The sequence below is a fragment of the Comamonas composti DSM 21721 genome (assembly GCF_000429845.1).
In the GTDB taxonomy this organism is placed as follows: Bacteria; Pseudomonadota; Gammaproteobacteria; order Burkholderiales; family Burkholderiaceae_C; genus Comamonas; species Comamonas composti.
This window is the reverse complement of record NZ_KE386975.1, coordinates 1-18,846: the sequence shown is the minus strand read 5'-3', so window position 1 is coordinate 18,846 and position 18,846 is coordinate 1. Positions and strand designations below refer to the sequence as shown.

At 63.9% G+C, this 18,846-nt stretch carries 14 protein-coding genes and 1 tRNA gene; 11 read left to right on the top strand and 4 right to left on the bottom strand.

What is annotated here, in order from left to right; all coding sequences use genetic code 11:
* Positions 1 to 12 precede the first annotated feature (12 nt).
* The 4 genes from G486_RS0120745 (at position 13) to G486_RS0120730 (ending at position 4,928) form a co-directional block, all read left to right on the top strand.
* The gene (locus G486_RS0120745; RefSeq protein WP_027017254.1) at positions 13 to 1,407 is read left to right on the top strand and encodes a sigma 54-interacting transcriptional regulator; all 1,395 of its coding nucleotides are present in this window, start codon (positions 13 to 15) and stop codon (positions 1,405 to 1,407) included.
* A 26-nt stretch (positions 1,408 to 1,433) separates the two neighbouring features.
* The gene (locus G486_RS0120740) at positions 1,434 to 2,702 is read left to right on the top strand and encodes a glycosyltransferase (protein WP_034388671.1); all 1,269 of its coding nucleotides are present in this window, start codon (positions 1,434 to 1,436) and stop codon (positions 2,700 to 2,702) included.
* A 94-nt stretch (positions 2,703 to 2,796) separates the two neighbouring features.
* Positions 2,797 to 3,549, top strand: coding sequence for a response regulator (locus G486_RS0120735; RefSeq protein ID WP_027017252.1), 753 nt, complete (start codon positions 2,797 to 2,799; stop codon positions 3,547 to 3,549).
* Positions 3,546 to 4,928 carry an ATP-binding protein gene (locus G486_RS0120730; RefSeq protein WP_051303709.1) on the top strand — a complete coding sequence of 461 codons (1,383 nt, stop codon included), beginning with the start codon at positions 3,546 to 3,548 and terminating at the stop codon, positions 4,926 to 4,928. Before G486_RS0120735 ends, G486_RS0120730 begins: the two co-directional genes overlap by 4 nt.
* Positions 4,929 to 4,983: 55 nt before the next feature.
* Here G486_RS0120730 and G486_RS0120725 read toward each other — a convergent pair whose 3' ends face one another.
* Both G486_RS0120725 and G486_RS0120720 read right to left on the bottom strand, forming a co-directional pair.
* On the bottom strand, positions 4,984 to 5,664 hold the full coding sequence (locus G486_RS0120725; RefSeq protein ID WP_027017250.1) for a Fe2+-dependent dioxygenase: 681 nt from the start codon (positions 5,662 to 5,664) through the stop codon (positions 4,984 to 4,986).
* 101 nt (positions 5,665 to 5,765) lie between these two features.
* Positions 5,766 to 8,006, bottom strand: a complete 2,241-nt coding sequence (locus G486_RS0120720; RefSeq protein ID WP_034388668.1) for a TonB-dependent receptor — start codon at positions 8,004 to 8,006, stop codon at positions 5,766 to 5,768.
* A gap of 231 nt (positions 8,007 to 8,237) precedes the next feature.
* Here G486_RS0120720 and G486_RS0120715 point away from each other — a divergent pair, with 231 nt between their 5' ends.
* Positions 8,238 to 8,621, top strand: coding sequence for a transcriptional repressor (locus tag G486_RS0120715; protein WP_027017248.1), 384 nt, complete (start codon positions 8,238 to 8,240; stop codon positions 8,619 to 8,621).
* 39 nt (positions 8,622 to 8,660) lie between these two features.
* Here the strand turns inward: G486_RS0120715 and ychF are convergent, their stop codons facing one another.
* Together ychF and G486_RS0120705 are read right to left on the bottom strand one after the other, a co-directional pair.
* Positions 8,661 to 9,755: a redox-regulated ATPase YchF gene (gene ychF, locus G486_RS0120710; RefSeq protein WP_027017247.1), complete on the bottom strand. Its 1,095-nt coding sequence runs from the start codon at positions 9,753 to 9,755 to the stop codon at positions 8,661 to 8,663.
* Between the two features lie 245 nt (positions 9,756 to 10,000).
* Complete coding sequence (locus tag G486_RS0120705) at positions 10,001 to 10,882, bottom strand: MOSC domain-containing protein (RefSeq protein WP_027017246.1); 882 nt, start codon at positions 10,880 to 10,882, stop codon at positions 10,001 to 10,003.
* 289 nt (positions 10,883 to 11,171) lie between these two features.
* Between G486_RS0120705 and G486_RS0120695 the strand changes: the two genes are divergently transcribed.
* The 6 genes from G486_RS0120695 to G486_RS0120670 all read left to right on the top strand — a co-directional run bounded on the left by G486_RS0120695 (position 11,172) and on the right by G486_RS0120670 (position 18,724).
* Positions 11,172 to 12,287 carry an FAD-dependent monooxygenase gene (locus G486_RS0120695; RefSeq protein ID WP_027017245.1) on the top strand — a complete coding sequence of 372 codons (1,116 nt, stop codon included), beginning with the start codon at positions 11,172 to 11,174 and terminating at the stop codon, positions 12,285 to 12,287.
* A 117-nt stretch (positions 12,288 to 12,404) separates the two neighbouring features.
* Positions 12,405 to 13,121 (top strand): DsbC family protein, encoded by a 717-nt coding sequence (locus tag G486_RS0120690; protein ID WP_027017244.1) that lies wholly within the window; start codon positions 12,405 to 12,407, stop codon positions 13,119 to 13,121.
* A 121-nt stretch (positions 13,122 to 13,242) separates the two neighbouring features.
* Positions 13,243 to 15,138 (top strand): M61 family metallopeptidase, encoded by a 1,896-nt coding sequence (locus G486_RS0120685; RefSeq protein ID WP_027017243.1) that lies wholly within the window; start codon positions 13,243 to 13,245, stop codon positions 15,136 to 15,138.
* Between the two features lie 141 nt (positions 15,139 to 15,279).
* Complete coding sequence (locus G486_RS0120680; RefSeq protein WP_027017242.1) at positions 15,280 to 16,059, top strand: enoyl-CoA hydratase; 780 nt, start codon at positions 15,280 to 15,282, stop codon at positions 16,057 to 16,059.
* Between the two features lie 27 nt (positions 16,060 to 16,086).
* Positions 16,087 to 16,163: transfer RNA gene (locus G486_RS0120675), tRNA-Met, on the top strand.
* Between the two features lie 500 nt (positions 16,164 to 16,663).
* Positions 16,664 to 18,724, top strand: a complete 2,061-nt coding sequence (locus G486_RS0120670) for a ligand-gated channel protein (protein ID WP_051303708.1) — start codon at positions 16,664 to 16,666, stop codon at positions 18,722 to 18,724.
* Positions 18,725 to 18,846 lie beyond the last annotated feature (122 nt).

Sequence of the window (18,846 nt, the reverse complement as noted above, 5' to 3'; positions counted from 1 at the left end):
AAGGAAGCCACAGTGAATCTGGACGAGTTGGTCATCTATGTCTGGGAAGGCCAGGCAGATATCGCCGAGCGGGTCGAGCGCTGCGTGCTCAATCTGGGAGTGGATGTGATCCGCGCCGACGGACTGGGCTTGAGCGGAAATGTGGGCGAGCTGGGTAATGCGATTGCCGTGGTCAGCGTCTCCATGCTCGAAGGCGCGCGCTTTACCCGCCAGAGCGTGGAAGGCAAGTTCGGCATGCCCGTGCTGTGGGTCAGCGCCAATCCGCGCGAAGCCAGCCCGGGCAGCTATGCCACCGAGTACTCACATGTGCTGCCATTCGACTTCACCGGAGCCGAGTTGCGCGCCATGCTGGTGCGCATTCTGCGGCGCATGCAAAGCAATCGGCGCCAGGTGCAGCGCTCGGACGAAATGGTTGCCGAGTCCGAGTGCATGAAACGGCTGCTGCACGATGTGGACACCTTTGCCGACTGCGAGCACAGCGTGCTGCTCTTTGGCGAGACCGGCGTCGGCAAGGAGCGCATCGCCGAGCGGCTGCACGAGCGCAACAACCGCTATGGCTCGGGCCCGTTTGTCGTGGTCAACTGCGGCGCCATCCCCGACGGCCTGTTCGAGTCCCTGTTCTTCGGTCATTCCAAGGGAGCCTTCACGGGAGCGGTCGCCGTGCACAAGGGCTTCTTCGAGCAGGCCAATGGAGGCACGCTGTTTCTCGACGAGATTGCCGATCTGCCGCTGTTCCAGCAGGTCAAGCTGCTGCGCGTGCTGGAGGAGCGCTGCATCACGCGCCTGGGCTCGGCCTCGTCCGTGCGCCTGGATTTCCGGCTGGTGGCTGCGACCAACAAGCCGCTGCGCGAGCTGGTGCGCGAAGGCAGCTTCCGCGCCGACCTGTTCTTCCGGCTGGCCGTGATCGAGCTGCAGATTCCCAGCCTGGAAGAGCGCGGCGAGGCCGACAAGCTGGCCATCTTCCACAGCATATTGCGCAAGGTCATGGGCCCTGCGTTGATACAGGAAATCGGCGAGCCGCCGTTCTTCATTGCCGATGCCGTGGCGCAAATGTATTTCCCCGGCAATGTGCGCGAGCTGCGCAACCTGGCCGAGCGCATTGGTGTGGCTGCCCGCCAGACCCGGGATTGGGCGGCCGATGGTGCGACACAGCGCATTCTCACGAGCGCACAAAGCCTGTCGTCCCTGACCCTGCCAGCCGAGCCCGAGAGCAGCCCTGTCCTGCTTGCCGACCGCAGCAACTGGGACATGGACGAGCGCAACCGCATCATCGCGGCGCTCAGCGCCAATGACTGGAAGCGCCAGAACACGGCCCTGCACCTGGGCATCAGCCGCAAGGTGCTGTGGGAGAAGATGCGCAAATACCAGATCAGCGATGGCGAGCCGCAAGTGTCCCTGCCGACTTGATTTTTTTGACTACCGGGACTTCCAGCATGCAGGACAAGCCTGTCATCGTCTTCATCAGCACCGTCTATCCCAGCCAGCACAGCCTGCTGTGCAGCCATCTGCGCGCCAACGGCCTGGCCGACAGCTGGTTCATGACCATGCCCGGCCATGTGAAGCTCCATGGCCCGCAGTGCGACCATTTGCTGGAGTTCCAGCCCGATGGCGCCATCTCCGGGCCGCAAAGCTATTACTACTCCAGCAAGGTCGAACGCTCGGCACGCATAGGACGCGGCCTGCTCAAGGCCTTGCAGGCCTTCGAGAAGCGCCAGGGCCGGCGCGTCGACCTGGTCGTGGCCCATTCGCTCTGGGGCGCACCCAACTGGCTGTATGACGAGATCGATGCCGCCATCATCAGCTACATAGAGTTCCCTAGCTTTCTGGCCCATGGCTGGGACCCGGCCTTCCCGCCCGATCCCAGCCAGCGCCAGGCCGACCGCAACATGGAGATGCTGCACTTCCACCAGGCGCTGCGCAGCGATCTGAGCATCGTGCCCAGCGCCTATGCGCGCAGTCTGTTCCCGCCCGTGCTGCAGGAGAGGATTGCCGTGCAGTTCGAAGGCTTCGACATCCGGCCCCAGCCGCTCAAGACCGGCACCGGCCTGCCCGAGGACCCGCGCTTCACGATTGGCTTTTCGGCGCGCGACCTGTCCACCGCCAAGGGCTTCGAGACTTTTCTGCGTCTGGTGGATCGCATGGTCGAGCAAGGCGATGGGGCGCAGACCCGCTTCGTGGCCATAGGCGATGCCGCACCGAACGTGAGCTACGGCTATGAAAAGCAATGGCTGGAGAGGCGCTATCCGGGCCAGGATCTGAACCTGCGCGATCACTTTCTCAGGCTCTATCCACGCGCACAGGTCGTCGAGTTCCCGGGCCGCCTGCCCTATGCCGAGTTCTCCCGCTTGCTGGCCAGCGTGGACCTGTTTCTCTACCCGCTGCGCCATGGCGTGGCCAACTGGGGCCTGATGGAGATCCTGGCGCGCGGCGGCTGCGTTCTGGGATCGAACTGGGGCTTTGTGCCCGAGCTGGTGCAACACGACATCAATGGCATGCTGCTGCCCGATCACGACCAGGCCTGGCTGGACGCGATTCGCGCACTGCGCGCCGACCCCGGACGGCGTGCCCGCTACGCTGAAGCGGCCATCAGAACAGGCCAGCGTTTTCACATCAGCCAGGTCGCGCCCCGCTATATGGACTTGTTCAGGCTGGCCATGGCCAGGCGCCGCTGCACCGCTCCTGCCAGACTTGCGCTTTCTTGAAACACCAACCGCCGCCGTGATCACGGCCATGGCGAAGAGCAGAGCGTTCAGGGGGAGATAAAATACAAATAAAAATCAATATCATTCGATATTCATGAACTCCCAAAGCCATATCCTGATCGTTGACGATCATGCAGACATTCGGGAGCCTCTATCCACGTTCCTGCGGCGCTACGAGTTTGAGGTTCAGGCCGTTGCCGATGGCGTGGCCATGCGGCAATGCCTGCAGAGGTCGCGCTTCGACCTCATCGTGCTCGATGTCATGCTCCCCGGTGAAGACGGCTTCTCCCTGTGCCGCTATGTTTCCGAGCATGTGGGGACGCCCGTCATCCTGCTGACGGCCATGGCCGATGAAACGGATCGCATTGCGGGGCTGGAGATCGGCGCAGACGACTACCTGGTCAAGCCTTTCAATCCACGCGAGCTGGTGGCCCGGATACGCAGCGTGCTGCGCCGCAAGATGCGGACCGAGGAGAATGCGGCCCCGCAACTGGTTGCCCCATCGCCCGCGCAGGAGCGTGAATACCGGTTCACCTTCAGCGGATGGGCGCTGGACACTCGCACCCGGGAGCTGTGCAACCCCAGTGCCCACAGCATCTCCTTGAGCACTGCCGAGTTTCATTTGCTGCGCGTGCTGGTGGAGAATGCCGGTCGCGTGCTCAGCCGCGGTCAGCTGCTCGACCATACGCAGCGCGCCGATGTGGTGAGCTTCGACCGCAGTATCGACAGTCAGATCAGCCGTCTGCGCAAAAAGCTGGAGCCCGACCCTCGCCGCCCTCACCTGCTCAAGACCGTGCGCGGTGACGGTTACATGCTGGCCGCCAGGGTTGGCGTAGAGCCCGCATGAAGTGGCTGCCGCGCAGTATTTCGGGACAGTTGCTTGCGCTGTGGATCGTGGCGATCTTGCTGGCCCACCTGATCGCTGTACTGGCCCTGTCCTGGTGGCGCTCCGACAACATCGCCATCCACCCCTTGTCAGCACGCACGATAGAGACCCGCATCCTGGCGGCCTACAAGGCTGCCGGCCATGAGGCACAGGCAAGCCGGCTGCTGGAGGACATCAGCCTGCCGGATTCCGAGTTCCGTTTGCTTGCGGCACCTGGCGCCCGCAACCCGGACAGCCGCTGGAGCAGCCAGGAAGCAGCTTTGGCCCAGGCCATACGCAGCCGCCTGGAGCTGTCCTCCGACACCCCCTTGCACGTGCAATTGCTCAACGCCCTGCCCAGCGGCGCAGGCCTCAAGGATGGGCGCAACTGGATAGAAAAAGCGTTCAAGAGCCAGCATGCGCTGGCCATGGACGTCGAGGTTCTGTTGCCCGACCAGCGCTGGCTCTACAGCAGGCACTGGCCTACGCTCGTGCCCGCGCACTGGAGCCGTGTGCTGAGCTTTTCCCTGCTGGTCGGCACGATTCCTGCAGCCATCATCGCGCTGCTGTTCGGCAGGCAACTCATGCGCCCCCTGGGTGAACTCGCCGAGGCCTCCCGGCGTCTGAGCCGGGGAGAGCGCGTGATCCTGCCCCAGCCCGGCCGCCTCAGCGGGGTGCGCGACATCATCCAGGCCTTCAACGACATGCAGGAAAGCCTGGTCCGCTTTGTCAACGGACGCACCCAGATGCTGGCCGCCATGAGCCACGATCTGCGCACCCCGCTCACGTCTTTGCGCATCCGCGCCGAGCTGATCGACAACGAGGACCTGCGCAACGCCATGATCACCACGCTGGATGAAATGGGGGCCATGGTCGAGGAGACCTTGCGCTTTGCCCGCGACGAGGCCCAGCAGGAGGCTACCCAGGAGGTCGCCATCGAATCGCTGATCCAGCAAGTCCTCGATGCGCAGTCGGCCAGCGGGAACTCCGTGCGCCGCACCCAGCAGCTTGACCCCGGCCTGCATTACCGCTGCAGACCGGTGACGCTCAAGCGCGCGCTGCACAACATCATCGACAACGCCGCACACTATGGCGAAGTGCGTGTCGGGGCCCAGGTGGATAGCCAACGCCAGGTATTGCGCATCGAGGTGGATGACGATGGCCCGGGGATTCCCCCAGCACAGCTGGAACAGGTGTTCGAGCCCTTCATCCGCCTGGACAAGGCGCGCAGCGCCCACACCGGCGGTGTCGGCCTCGGGCTCTCGATTGCGCGCTCCTCCATACGTGCCCATGGCGGAGAGATCAGCTTGCACAACCGTGACAAAGGCGGCCTGGGCGTGGTCATCGAGATGCCGCTGTAGACGCTGCTCACGGCAGACATTGCGGGAATGGCCTGGGTTGGAGCCGGCGTGGGAATCAGGCCTGCGCCCACATGCGCAGCAGATTGTGATAGGTGCCTGACAGCGCCGCGATGCCCGAGTGGGCCGGGTGCTCCTGCGTGAGCTGCTGTATGGACCGATCCAGCTCGAACAACAGGCGCCGCTGCTCGGCAGACTTGATCAGGCTCTGCGTCCAGAAGAAGGCGCCATAGCGGCAGCCCTGTGTCACGGGATGGACGTGGTGCAGGCTGCTGCCGGGATACACGATGGCATCGCCCGCGGGCAGCTTCACGACCTGTTGCCCGTAGGTGTCCTCCACCACCAGCTCACCACCCTCGTATTCATCCGGGTCGCTGAAAAAGACCGTGGTGGAGATGTCGGAACGCAGCTTGATGGCCGTGCCCGGAATCGAGAAGAAGGCATTGTCCACATGCTTGCCATAGGCTCCACCGCCTTCGTATCGGTTGAAGCGCGGCGGCAGAACCTTCAGGGGCAAGGCGGCCGACATGAACAGCGGGTTGCGTCCCAGGCGGTCGAGTATCAGCTCGCCGATCTGCTGCCCGGTCTTGCTGTCCAGCGGCAGTTGCAGATTGCTTTTGACCTGGGCCGCAACAGGGCCGGCGGTGGTGCGGCCATCCTGCCACGGGGCGTGGTGCAGCGCCTGGCGACAGTGGCGCACCTCCTCGGGAGTCAGCAAGGCGGGAATGCGAAGCAGCATGGGCAGTCACAGTTTGGGGATGAAAAAGCCCCGCCGGCATGGGCTGCAGGCGAGGCGGTACATGCCATCTGCGCTTGTCCGCAGATGGTCTTGCAAGCTTCTCAATACGTGAACTTGAGCGTGGCCACCGCCGACCGGCCAGCCGCAATGCTGGCGTAGTGCGGCGAACGAATGCCGCTGTAGTAGACCTTGTCGCCCAGGTTGTAGACATTGAGCTGCAGCGACAGGTTCTTGTCGATCTGGTAGGCAGCCATGGCATCGAAGCGCGTATAGCCGCTCGCGCCCTTGGTGACGATGCCGCCATCGATGGTGGAGCGGACATAGCCCTGGTTCACGCTGCTTTGCGCGTACACCCCCAGCCCCAGGGTCAGCCGGGCCATGGGCTTGTAGCTGGTCCACAGGCTGAAACTGTGCTTGGGGGTATTTGCAAACGGCAGACCGTTGGCAATATTGCCGCCGCCCATGTCCTTTTGCTCGCTGTCCATATAGGTATAGCCGCCAAAAACACTGAGGCTGGGCAGCAGGCTACCGCCAAAGCCCAGTTCCACGCCGTTGACAAGCTTGTTGCCGCCCATATGGACGACGCCGTTTTCCGTGATGCGGACATTGCGCACATCGTTGCGGAACAGTGCTGCGGACAGCGCCAGGCGCTTGTCCAGCAGCTCCCATTTGGTGCCCAGTTCGATGGCGCGCGTTTTTTCAGGCTTGAGATCGGCCAGGACATCCGTATTGATCGTCAGATCTTCGTTGCCATTGCCCAGAGAGGAGCCGCCGGGGCGTGAAGAAGTCCCGATGCTGGCGTAGATGCTCCCGTTTTCCGCAGGCTTGTACACTAGGCCCAACTGGTAGTTGACCAGGGTGTCGCTGCGGTCGATGTCATACGCTGGTGCGGGATTGCGCCCCGTGGACGCAGGGCCTGCCGTATTGATCTTGTAGTGATCGACGCGCAAGCCCGCATTGAGCAGCCACTGCGCGTTGAACTGGAGGGTGTCAAAGGCGTACAGCGCTGTGGTGTCGATCCTGTTGTGCGTGGCCTGCGCCGGCAGTGACCAGGCGAAGTCCCAGGCGTCGGAGCTGTTGGGGTTGTTCAGCGATGTACACCAGGGCGGCGAAACACTGGTGCAGACGCCGCCGCTTTGGATGGCTGTGGAGCGAACATCGGACTTTTCGCGCGAGAGTTCCAGGCCGACCGCAAAGCTATGAGCAACCGAGCCGGTTTGCGCCTTGCCCGTGAACTCGGTGACGTTCTGCAGCGTGGTCACGTCGGCCAGGCGCGCGTTGCCACGGCGCCAGACATAGCCCTGGATGGCATTTCCCTTGCTGTCGTCGGGCTGGGTCCACACATAGTCCTGGCGGGTCTTGCTGTAGCGCAGGCTGTTGCGAATCTTGTTGCTGCCGCTGAGCCTGTGCTCCACCGAGGCCGTGAACAGATCGCTTTTCTCCTTTTCGTAGTCACGGGATGTCAGGCCGTACCAGTTTTCGCGGTCATTGCCATAGGTGGGACCGACCCGGCTGCCACCTGGCAGGCCGGCCATGGCGCCACTGGTGTAGAGATAGGGCACGCCACCGTCCGGGATGTTGTCGGTTTGCAGATGCTGCCACGACAGCGTCACCTCGGTCGGGGTGCCCATGCCGAAAGTGAGTGTGGGAGCAATGCCCCAGCGCTTGTTTTCCGGGCCGTTGCGGCCGGGAACGTCAGCATCATGCGCCATGGCATTCAGGCGAAAGCCCGTGGTCTCGTTGATCTTGCGGTTCAAGTCCAGGGTGGCGCGCTTGTAGCTGTCGCTGCCCAGGCCCACATCACCGGAGACGAAGTCCTCGTTCTTGGCCTTCTTGGTGACGAGATTGATGGAGCCACCGGCACCGCCACGGCCGGCATAGGCCGAGTCCGCGCCCTTGATGACTTCCACGGCTTCGATATTGAAGATCTCGCGGGTGCCCGCAGAGATGTCGCGCATGCCATCGACAAAGGTGCTGGACTGGGAATCCATGCCGCGGATGAAGGGCTGGTCACCCGAAGGGTTGCCGCCCTCCCCGTTGCCGAAGGTGATGCCAGGGGTGGAGCGCAGCGCATCCTGCAAGCTCGCTGCCCCCGTCTGCTTCAGCACCTCTTCGCTGATGACCTGCACCGTCTTGGGGGTGTCGATCAGCGGTGCCGTGAACTTGGCCGACGGTGCCTGCTCGGTCTTGAAGGATCCGGCTGCCGTCTCCTTCACGGTCACTGCATCCAGGGTGGCCTCCTGGGCCATCGATGCCGCGCTTGCCAGGCACAGGCAGGCTGCCAGAGCGATTTGGGAAATCTCCGCCGGAGGGTGAAGGCGCAGGTTGTGGTTGTGACGCATGCAATGTTCCTTGGTTTGAAAACTCAACAAAAAATCACTCCGGCGGAGTGATTCAGATCGGAAGCCGTGGCTTGATGTTGAGAATCATTACCAATGAATGTGGTGGCGCTATGCCGCTATGTGGCGAAATATGGCAAGGTGAGTCTGAGCCCACCCAAGTCCGCGCCAGAGCGCAACATGCCGACATAAAGCGACAAAGCGGTGCAATATTCGCTCGCCAGCATGATGAGAATGAACATCATTCCCAAAGATCCCGTCGTCTCGGCGTATGCGGTGGCCAACGCCTCCACCCTGTTCCGGCGCAGGCACAAGTTCCGGATACGGCTGACCCTGCCCAGGCTCCAGGTGCTGCAGGCCATGGAAAGCCTTGGCCAGAAGGATGTGAGGTGTAGCGATATCTGCCTGCAGCTGGAAAACGCCGGAATGCCTCTTGCAGAAGCTGCGGTCTATAGAGCGGCCAGAGAAATGGCAAGAGCCGGACTGCTGACGCGCGCTCCTGCCGCTGACGGGCTGGTGGCCTACAGCCTCAATCTGCCAGATGCAGGTGCCGAGCCGAGAGCGGCTGACCCCCGCCTCTCGCTGGCCCGGCCGGAGCCTGCGCCGCAGATGAATTGACGCCTTCGCCGCGCGCGGTGCGAAAGGCGTCGAGTGCGCTCAGACGTTGAACAGGAAGTTCATCACATCGCCATCCTTGACGATGTATTCCTTGCCTTCGGCGCGCATCTTGCCTGCGTCCTTGGCGCCTTGCTCGCCCTTGAACTGGATGAAATCGTCGAAGGCAATCGTCTGTGCGCGGATGAAGCCGCGTTCGAAGTCGCCGTGGATCACGCCTGCGGCCTGGGGAGCGGTGGCGCCCACGGCCACGGTCCAGGCGCGCACTTCCTTGACGCCTGCAGTGAAGTAGGTCTGCAGGCCCAGCAGCTTGAAGCCCGCGCGGATCAGGCGGTTCAGCCCCGGCTCTTCCAGGCCCAGCTCCTGCAGGAACATGTCGCGGTCGGCATCGTCCATTTCGGACATTTCGGCTTCGATCTTGGCGCAGATGGCCACCACCGGCGCCCCCTGGGCCTCGGCATAGGTCTTGAGGCTGTCGAGCAGGGGGTTGTTCTCGAAGCCGTCCTCGGCCACGTTGCCCACGAACATGGCGGGCTTGGCCGTGATCAGGCAGAACTGCTTGAGCAGGGGCGCATCTTCCTTGGAGACCGGCACGACGCGCGCGGGCTTGCCCTCGTTGAGCACGGCCTGGATGGGGGTCAGCAGGGACACCAGCTTGGCGGCTTCCTTGTCGTTGCCCGACTTGGCGGCCTTGCTGTAGCGGTTCAAGGCCTTTTCCACCGTGGCCAGGTCGGCCAGGCACAGCTCGGTCTGTATGACCTCGATGTCGGCAATCGGATCGACCTTGTTGGCCACGTGGATCACGTTGGGGTCTTCAAAGCAGCGCACCACGTTGACGATGGCATCGGTCTCGCGGATATGGGCCAGGAACTGGTTGCCCAGGCCTTCGCCCTTGGAGGCGCCGGCCACCAGGCCCGCGATGTCCACAAACTCCACGATCGCCGGCACGATGCGCTCGGGGCTGATGATCTGGGCCAGCTGGTCCAGGCGCGGATCGGGCACCTCCACCACGCCGGTATTCGGCTCTATGGTGCAAAACGGATAGTTCTCGGCCGCGATGCCGGCCTTGGTCAGCGCGTTGAAGAGGGTGGACTTGCCGACGTTGGGCAGGCCCACGATGCCGCATTTGAGGCTCATGGAAGTTCCTTGAAGACATGGGGCGGCAGCGCCCGGCGCGCCGCCTGTTCATGCAGTTTTTATATGGAGGGGACAGACGCACAGGTCTGGCAGGCGTTTCAGGCCGGGGCCGGATGCGTCATGAAATCGGCCCCGATTGTAATGACCCGCGAATCACGGGCAGAACGCGGCGGATTGCATGACGCCCGAGGCTCATGGCAGCGCCCGCCACTCGTGCCCGTCCAGTCCTGGCCCGGCTTCTGCGCCTATCCAAAACTCCAGTCCGCCCCCAGACGCTGGCCCAGCGCGATTTCCAGGCCCTGCTCGGCAGCGCCTGCATCCAGTCCCAAGACCAGCGCATTCATGCCAAAGGTGATGGCCCCGCCCACGCGCTCATCCTGCCGGTAGGCCGCCATGGCCTGGCTCACGGCCGTGCCCGCAAGAGCCGTGGCCGGGTCGATATCGGGGATGGGGCAACGCGTGCAGGGCTTGACCAGGCGCAGGCTCAGGCCTGCCAGCTCCGCGAACTCGAAGGCATCGACGCGGTCCTCGTCATGGGCCTGCAGCTCGCCGAGCACGATGTTGGGACGAAAGCGCAGGGCCGTCACGGCCTCATGACCCTGGGCCTGGAGGCGCTGGTTGAGCTCGTCCACCGAGGCCTGGCTCAGCACCAGCAGCGGATAGCCGTCGGCGAACTGCACGGGCGCATGCTCCTCGCCGCACCAGCGCCGGCTGGCCTGGCGCGGTCTGGCCGGATCGAAGCGCACCAGCGCGCAGTCCGTGCCCAGAGCCTGGCTCAGCCAGCGGGCAGGCTCGGGGCCCATGTCCCAGGCATCGACCCAGTCGCTCCAGACGCGCACGCGGCGCTCCGGGCCCCGGGCCTGCAAGGCCACGCGCAGCGGCGCTTGCCCGGCAAAGTGCAAAACCAGGTGTTCGGCCTCCAGCTCGGGGCGTATCAAGGCCATGCGCGCATGGCTGCGCTGGGTCAGGAACTCGCCCTGGGCATCGACCAGCATGAAGCTGCGATCCCAGGCCAGGCCGCTCGCGCACAGCTTTGCGCGCTCGAGTGCGATGCCCGCGCAGGACTTGACGGGATACACCCACAGCTGGGTGATGCTGGCTTGCACTTCTTTGTCTATTGCATTCATGGATCAAAAACCTCGGACGCCACTCCATTAAAAAGAGAGCTGCCAGCGCTTGCCTCATATGGGTTTCAAATCAAAAAGCATCTGAAAGTGAATACCAACAAGCGCTAGCAGCTCATGTTTTTGTGATCTCCGCGCAATCGAAGCAGGCTGGGCCAGCCGATTGTCTTACTGCGGCCATGGGCTTGCCGGCGCCCGCGCCTATGGCCCTGCAGCCGACTGTGCCAGCAAAAGCTGCAGGCTTTGCGCGGCAGCGGCCGGCAGGCCCGGCCAGACTTCTACAATGCCGGCCATGGCGCAAACCTTTGATGTATGTATTCGCGGGGCCGGCATTGCAGGCCGCGCCCTGGCCTTGTTGCTGGCGCGCGAGCGCCTGAGCGTGGCGCTGGTGGCCGGCCCCAAGCCCCAGGCTGCCGATGTGCGCGCCTACGCGCTCAACGCCAGCTCACGCACCCTGCTGCAGCAATTGCGCTGCTGGCCCGACGAAGAGCACGCCACGGCCGTGACGCAAATGCAGGTCTTTGGCGACCTCGATGGCTCCGTGCAGTTCGATGCTGCCAGCCAGGGCGTGGATGCGCTGGCCTGGATCGTCGATGTGCCCGCGCTCGAACAGCGCCTTGCAGAAGCCGTGCGCTACCAGCCCATGGTCGAGGTCGTGTCCGAGCCCGTGGACGCGCCGCTGACCGCCGTCTGCGAAGGCCGCTCCAGCCGCACGCGCAGCGAGTTCGGCGTGGACTTTGCGATCACCCCCTACCCCCAGCATGCGCTTGCCACGCGGCTGCGCTGTGAATTGCCCCACGGCCAGAGCGCACGCCAGTGGTTCAGCAACGAAGGCATTCTGGCCTTTCTGCCGCTGGATGGCGCCCAGGGTCAGGAGGTCGGCGTGGTCTGGTCCACGGCCCCCGAGCAGGCCCAGGCCTGGCAGGCTGCCGACGCGCAGGATTTTGCCGAGCACCTGCAGGCCATCAGCCAGAACGCGCTGGGCTCGCTGAGCCTGAGCGCGGCGCGCATGTGCTGGCCCCTGCAGCAGGCCGCAGCCGACCACTGGTGCGGCCGCATGCCCGGCGACGCCGCACGCAGCTGGGTGCTGGTGGCCGATGCGGCCCACAACATCCACCCGCTCGCCGGTCAGGGCCTGAACCTGGGGCTGGGCGACGTGCAGGCTCTGGCGCGCATTCTGCAAGAGCGTGCCTACTGGCGCAGCACGGCCGACCTGCGCCTGCTGCGCCGCTACGAGCGCGAGCGCAAGGCCGCCCTGGCACCGATGGGCCTGGCCATGGATGGTCTGCAGCAGCTGTTCGCGCGCCCCGAAGTGCCCGTGCAGATGCTGCGCAATCTCGGCATGAAGGGCTTTGAGCGCCTGGGCCCGGTCAAGCACTGGGTTGCGCGCCAGGCCATGAGCCACTGAAGTGAACCCTTTGCGCGCTTGCGACTCCTACCCATTTCGCGCCGCCTCCCTGGCGGCTTTCTCCCTCACATCAACCTCTGTCAGCGCGGCCACAGCCCATCTGATAACTCTTTTGCCATGAAATTCTTTGCCAGCCTGCTGACCGTTGCCTGCCTGGGCCTTGGGGCCAGCGCCCATGCCCAGGACACCAGCGCCTTGCGCAAGACCCTGATCGAGCGCATTCCCCAGTTGGAGAAGATCGACGAGATCCGGCCCACCCCCATGTTCGGCCTGTTCGAGGTGCGCGTGGGCACGGACCTGTTCTACACCGATGCCAAGGGCAATTACCTGATCCAGGGCGAGCTCATAGACACCAAGGCCAAGCGCAACCTGACCGAAGACCGCATGACCCAGCTCACGGCCGTGGACTTCAAGCACCTGCCGCTCAAGGATGCGATCACCATCGTCCACGGCAAGGGCGAACGCAAGATGGCCGTGTTCGAAGACCCCAACTGCGGATACTGCAAGCGCTTCGAGCGCGACATGCAGAACGTGGACAACGTCACGGTCTACCTGTTCCTCTACCCCATCCTGAGCCCCGACTCGGCCGAGAAGTCGCGCAATATCTGGTGCGCCAAGGAGCCCGCCACGGCCTGGGCCGACATGATGCTGCGCGACAAGAACCCGGCCGCAGTGCAGTGCGACACCTCGGCCCTGCAGCGCAACCTGGCCTATGGCCGCAAGTACAAGATCACGGGCACGCCGACCATCATCTTCTCCAACAACGCACGCATTCCCGGAGCCATCAGCGCCCAGGAAGTCGAGAAGAACCTGGTCGCTGCCGAACAGCGCTAAGAACATCTCCGCGATCCAGGAGCGGGTTTGCGCTCTTCGATCGCCGGGCCCGCCCCGGCCCGCCATCCCATTCAAGGTGGGAGCCTCAACTCCTGCCGGCACCCGTTTTGCAGGAGTTTGAATGCCCGCCACCGCCCAGCGCCCCGGATCCTCTGCCGCAGCCGGTCTGCACTATCGCGTGCAGGCCCATGACCTGCACGCACACCTGTTCAGCGTGCAGCTGCGGATTGCCCGCCCTGCCGCGCGCCAGCGGCTTTCGCTGCCGGTCTGGATTCCGGGCAGCTATCTGGTGCGCGAATTCTCCAAGAACCTCCAGGCGCTGAGCGCCGAGCAGGACGGGCGCAGCACCGCCCTCAGGCAGCTAGCCAAGAATCTCTGGGAGATCGACTGCAGCGCCGACCTGCCCGTGGTCGTCAGCTATCAGTTCTGCGCCTACGACAACTCCGTGCGCACGGCCTGGCTCGACAGCCGGCGCGGTTTTTTCAACGGCACCAGCCTGTGCCTGCGCGTGCACGGCCAGGAGCAGGCCGCACATACGCTGGAGCTCGCCCCCAGCCCGGCCACCAGCACCTGGCAAGTGGCCACGGGGCTGGAGGCCGTGACAGCCGACGCCCAGGGCTGGGGCATCTACCGCGCAGCCGACTACGACGAGCTCGTGGACTGCCCCGTGGAGCTCGGGCGCTTTTGGCGCGGCGAGTTCACGGCCGCCGGCATACCCCACAGCTTCGTGGTGGCCGGCGCCACACCCGGCTTCGACGGCGCGCGCCTGCTGGCCGACACGCAAAAAATCTGCGAGACCCTGATTGCGTTCTGGCACGGCGAGGGCGAGGCCGCCACGCACCCGCCCATGCAACGCTATGTCTTCATGCTCAATGCCGTGGATGACGGTTATGGGGGCCTGGAGCACCGCAACTCCACGGCCCTGATCTGCGGCCGCCGCGACCTGCCGCGCCAGGGCCTGGCCAAGGCCGCCGATGGCTACACCACCCTGCTGGGCCTGATCAGCCACGAATATTTTCACACCTGGAACGTCAAGCGCCTGCGCCCCCGGGAGTTTTCGCGCTACGACTACGAGAGCGAGAACTACACCGAACTGCTGTGGTTCTTCGAAGGCTTCACCAGCTACTACGACGACCTGCTGCTGCGCCGCGCAGGCCTGCTGGACAGCGCCCAGTATCTGAAGCTGATCACGCGCACCATCAACCAGGTGCTGCAGACGCCGGGCCGGCACGAACAATCCGTGGCCCAGGCCAGCTTCGACGCCTGGGTCAAGTACTACCGCCAGGACGAGAACACGCCCAACCAGACCGTGAGCTACTACACCAAGGGCGCCCTGGTCGCGCTGTGCCTGGACCTCACGCTGCGCCGCGAAGGCCGGACCACGCTGGACGAGGTGATGCGCGCGCTCTGGCTGCGCTGCGAGGCCGGTCCCATGGGCGAGGACGATGTGCTGACCGTGCTGCAGGAGCTTGGCGGGCGCAGCTTCGAAGCCGAGATCGCCCAATGGGTGCATGGCAAGAGCGAGCTGCCCCTGGCCGAGCTGCTCGCCGCCCATGGCATCAAGGCCAGGGCCGAGCCCGCGCAACTGGCCCAGCGCCTGGGCCTGCGCGTGCAGGAGAGTCACAGCATCCACATCAAGACCGTGCTGCGCGGCAGCCTGGCCGAGCAGGCCGGCTTCATGGCCGGCGACGAATGGCTGGCGCTGGAAGTGGCAGCCGGATCGCAGGAAGCCGAGCCCAGGCGCTGGCGCCTCAACCGCCTGGACGACCTGAGCCTTTATGCAGGCCCGGCCCCGCAGGTACAGGCCTGGGTCGCCCGCGACCGCGAACTGCTCGCGCTCCAGCTCGACTGGGCCCTGGTGCAGGCAGCCGCAAGCGGCGAGAAAAGCGACAGCGACGATGCAAAAACTGCCAGCTCGCCAGCCTCTGCCGCGCAGGCGCCCAGCAACCTGGGCCTGGAGATCACGGACGCCGAAGCCGCCCAGCGCTGGCTGGGCGGGCAGGCCCAACCGGCCTGAACCCCGCCAGCGCCCCTGAGCCACCGCCCGCCGGCTGCTGGGCCCGGAGCCGCTTGCAGGTTATTCTTGCAGCCTTCAAGTGGCCGCCAGTGTCCTGGCAATGGTCACTTTTTTGCCATAACAAACCTGCAGGAGACTCTCTTGGCCTACGAAATGATTGAAGTCCGCGTGGAGGCGGACAAGGTCGGCATCATCACGCTCAACCGCCCCAAGCAACTCAATGCCCTGAACGACCAGCTCATGGACGAGCTCGGCCAGGCCCTCAAGGCCTTTGATGCCGACGAGCGCATCGGCTGCATGATCATCACCGGCAGCGAAAAAGCCTTTGCGGCCGGCGCCGACATCGCAGCCATGGCCAAGTACAGCTTTGCCGACGCCTACAAGGGCGACTACATCACGCGCAACTGGGAGACCATACGCAGCATCCGCAAGCCCGTGATCGCTGCCGTCAGCGGCTATGCACTGGGCGGCGGCTGCGAGCTGGCCATGATGTGCGACTTCATCATCGCAGCCGACAACGCCAGATTCGGCCAGCCCGAAATCAAGCTGGGCGTGATCCCCGGCGCAGGCGGCACCCAGCGTCTGCCGCGCGCCGTGGGCAAGTCCAAGGCCATGGACATGGCCCTGACCGCCCGCATGATGGACGCGGCGGAGGCCGAACGTGCAGGCCTGGTCAGCCGCGTCGTGGCGCATGACAAGCTCATGGAAGAAACCCTGGGCGCCGCACTCATCATCTGCGGCTTCTCGCAGATTGCGGTCATGGCAGCCAAGGAATCCGTGAACCGCGCCTTTGAAGGCACGCTGGCCGACGGCATCATGTTCGAGCGCCGCCTGTTCCACTCGCTGTTCGCGACCCAGGACCAGAAGGAAGGCATGGATGCCTTTTTGAACAAGCGTGCCGCGCAATTCTCGAACACCTGAAAATTCGGTATATAATCTCGTTCTGTCGGTCGTATAGCTCAGTTGGTTAGAGCGCAGCATTCATAATGCTGATGTCGAAGGTTCAAGTCCCTCTACGACCACCAAACATTCATCCCGCAGAGTGCAAGCTCTGCGGGATTTTTTGTTTTCAGCCCTGGCGCTGATACCGAATGTTGTAGCTAGCAGACACAATCTGCAGCCCGTCAGAGCCCGTGCATGCTCGACACCTGAAAAGCTGAAACACGCGCCCAGACTGGATTTCAGGCGATTCACGCATCGCCGGGCAAGCGCCGGCAAGCCCGATTCATGCTCTGAATGACATGCAAGGTATTACATATTTTTTAAAATATTTATTAGAATAAAAATGATTCTTAATATCAACACTCTTCCTTGCAAGAGGCCATATTCACATGGCTTCTGCAGCAATCGCTGATATGTCAATGGCCTGACAAGCGCCTCGCTTGTTCATACAGGACATGCCAACAGCCACCCCCAGAGGGTGAGTCAGTGACAGCCAACCTGCTCGGAATTGTTCACGAATTTTCTCTGGGAGCTTTCCATGCCTTCTAACCTCACCGCGACTGGAGCCTCGCACGCTCCGGCCATGTCCCTCATTGCTTTCGCACACCAGCCCGGCCTGGGCCGCCTGCGTCCTGCCCCCCTGGTCGCAGCCCTGAGCGCCGCCCTGGCCATGGGCGCCGCCCATGCCCAGACCGAGGCCAAGGAAACCACCATGGGCGCCGTCGTCGTGACGGCCTCGGGCTTTGAGCAGGCGGTCGAGGATGCACCCGCATCGGTCACGGTGATCCCACGTGCCGAGCTCGAAAAGCGCGCCTACCGCGATGTCACGGATGCGCTGCGCGACGTGCCCGGCGTGCTGGTCACCGGTGGCGGCAGCAGCTCCGACATCAGCGTGCGCGGCATGTCCTCCAACTACACCATGCTGCTCATCGACGGCAAGCGTCAGAACACGCGTGAAACCCGTCCCAACAGCGACGGCGCGGGTATCGAGCAAGGCTGGCTGCCTCCGCTGTCGGCCATCGAGCGCATCGAAGTCATACGCGGCCCCATGTCCTCGCTGTACGGCTCGGACGCCATGGGCGGCGTGATCAACATCATCACCCGCAAGGTCGCCAAGGCCTGGGGTGGCGAGGTGCGTGCAGAAACCACCCAGCAGGGCTCTTCGGACTCCGGCGACATCTACCAGGGCAACTTCTATCTGACCGGTCCGATCAAGGAGGACATGCTGGGCCTGCAGGTCTACGGCCAGAAATCGCGCCGCAACGAAGACCGCTTCCTCAACGGCTTCAACAAGCAGGACACCACCTCGGGCACCATCAAGCTGGCCCTGACGCCCACCAAGGACCATGACCTGGTGCTGGAAGCCACGCGCACGCTGCAAGACCGTACATCCACGCCCGGCAAGAGCATGGCGCGGGAATCCTGCAGCCGTGGTGTGTGCACGCCCAACACCATCTCCAGCAGCGGCTACGACCAGAATCTGTTTGCCCTGACGCATACCGGCCGCTGGGGCTTTGGCACCTCCACCACCTATCTGCAGCATGACAAGACCGACAACCCCGGTCGCGACATGAGCCTGAAGAACACCGAGTTCAACAGCCAGCTCGTCATGCCGCTGGGCACCAGCCATCTGACCTCCCTGGGTTTCTCGTACAAGAACGAAAAGCTCGACGACATGGGCAACCAGATGAAGGTGGCCAACCCCATCAGCACGCTGGAGCGCTATCAGTGGGCGCTGTTTGCCGAGAACGAGTGGAAGGTCACCAGCGCGTTTGCGCTCACGGCCGGCCTGCGCATGAACCGCGACGAGAACTACGGTACGCACTGGACCCCGCGTCTGTACGGCGTGTGGCATGCCAACGAACAACTGAGCCTGAAGGGCGGCGTCTCCACCGGCTTCAAGGCTCCGGGCCTGCGTGCAGCCGTGGCCGAATGGGGCCAGGTCACGGGCGGCGGCGGCGATCCGGCCATCATCCGCGGCAACCCCAACCTCAAGCCCGAGAAGAGCACCAGCCAGGAAATCGGCGTCCAGTGGGATAACCGCAGCAACTTCAGCAGCAGCCTGACGCTGTTCAACACCGACTTCAAGGACAAGATCACCGAAATCCGCACCTGCTCGGACTCGGGTGCTTCGCCTGTGGGCTCCGCGATCGTGGACCGCAACTGCACAGTGCTGGGCACGGCCTACAAGTTCATCAGCGACCGCATGAACGTGGACAAGGCCAATATGCGCGGCATCGAGGCCACGGCCACCTGGGACCTCAATCCCGATCTACGCTTGGCTGCCAACTACACCTTCACCCGCACCGAGCAAAAGAGCGGCGACCTCAAGGGCAAGCCACTGAACAAGACGCCCAAGCACATGTTCAACACCACGCTGGACTGGAAGACCAGCCAGCAGCTCAATGTCTGGAGCCGCCTGAACTTCCGCAGCAAGACTTCCGAGTACCTGAGCCGTACCAGCATGTCCCAGGGCACGCCGGCCTTCACCTTTGTGGACCTGGGCCTGAACTACGCGATCCGCAAGGACGTGAAGCTGGGCGCCGGCATCTACAACGTGTTCGACAAGAAGGTCGACTACACCGGCTATGGCGCCGTGTATGACGGCCGCCGCTATGTGCTCAACGTGACGGCCAGCTTCTAAGAGCGTGTTCAAGATCTCCTCGCGGCGCGCCAGTGTCTTTGCGGGATGGGATACGAGGCGCGACACCGCAGCAATAGCCGTGCTATTGCGAGGATTCGCAACGCTGTAGACCGCCCGCAAAG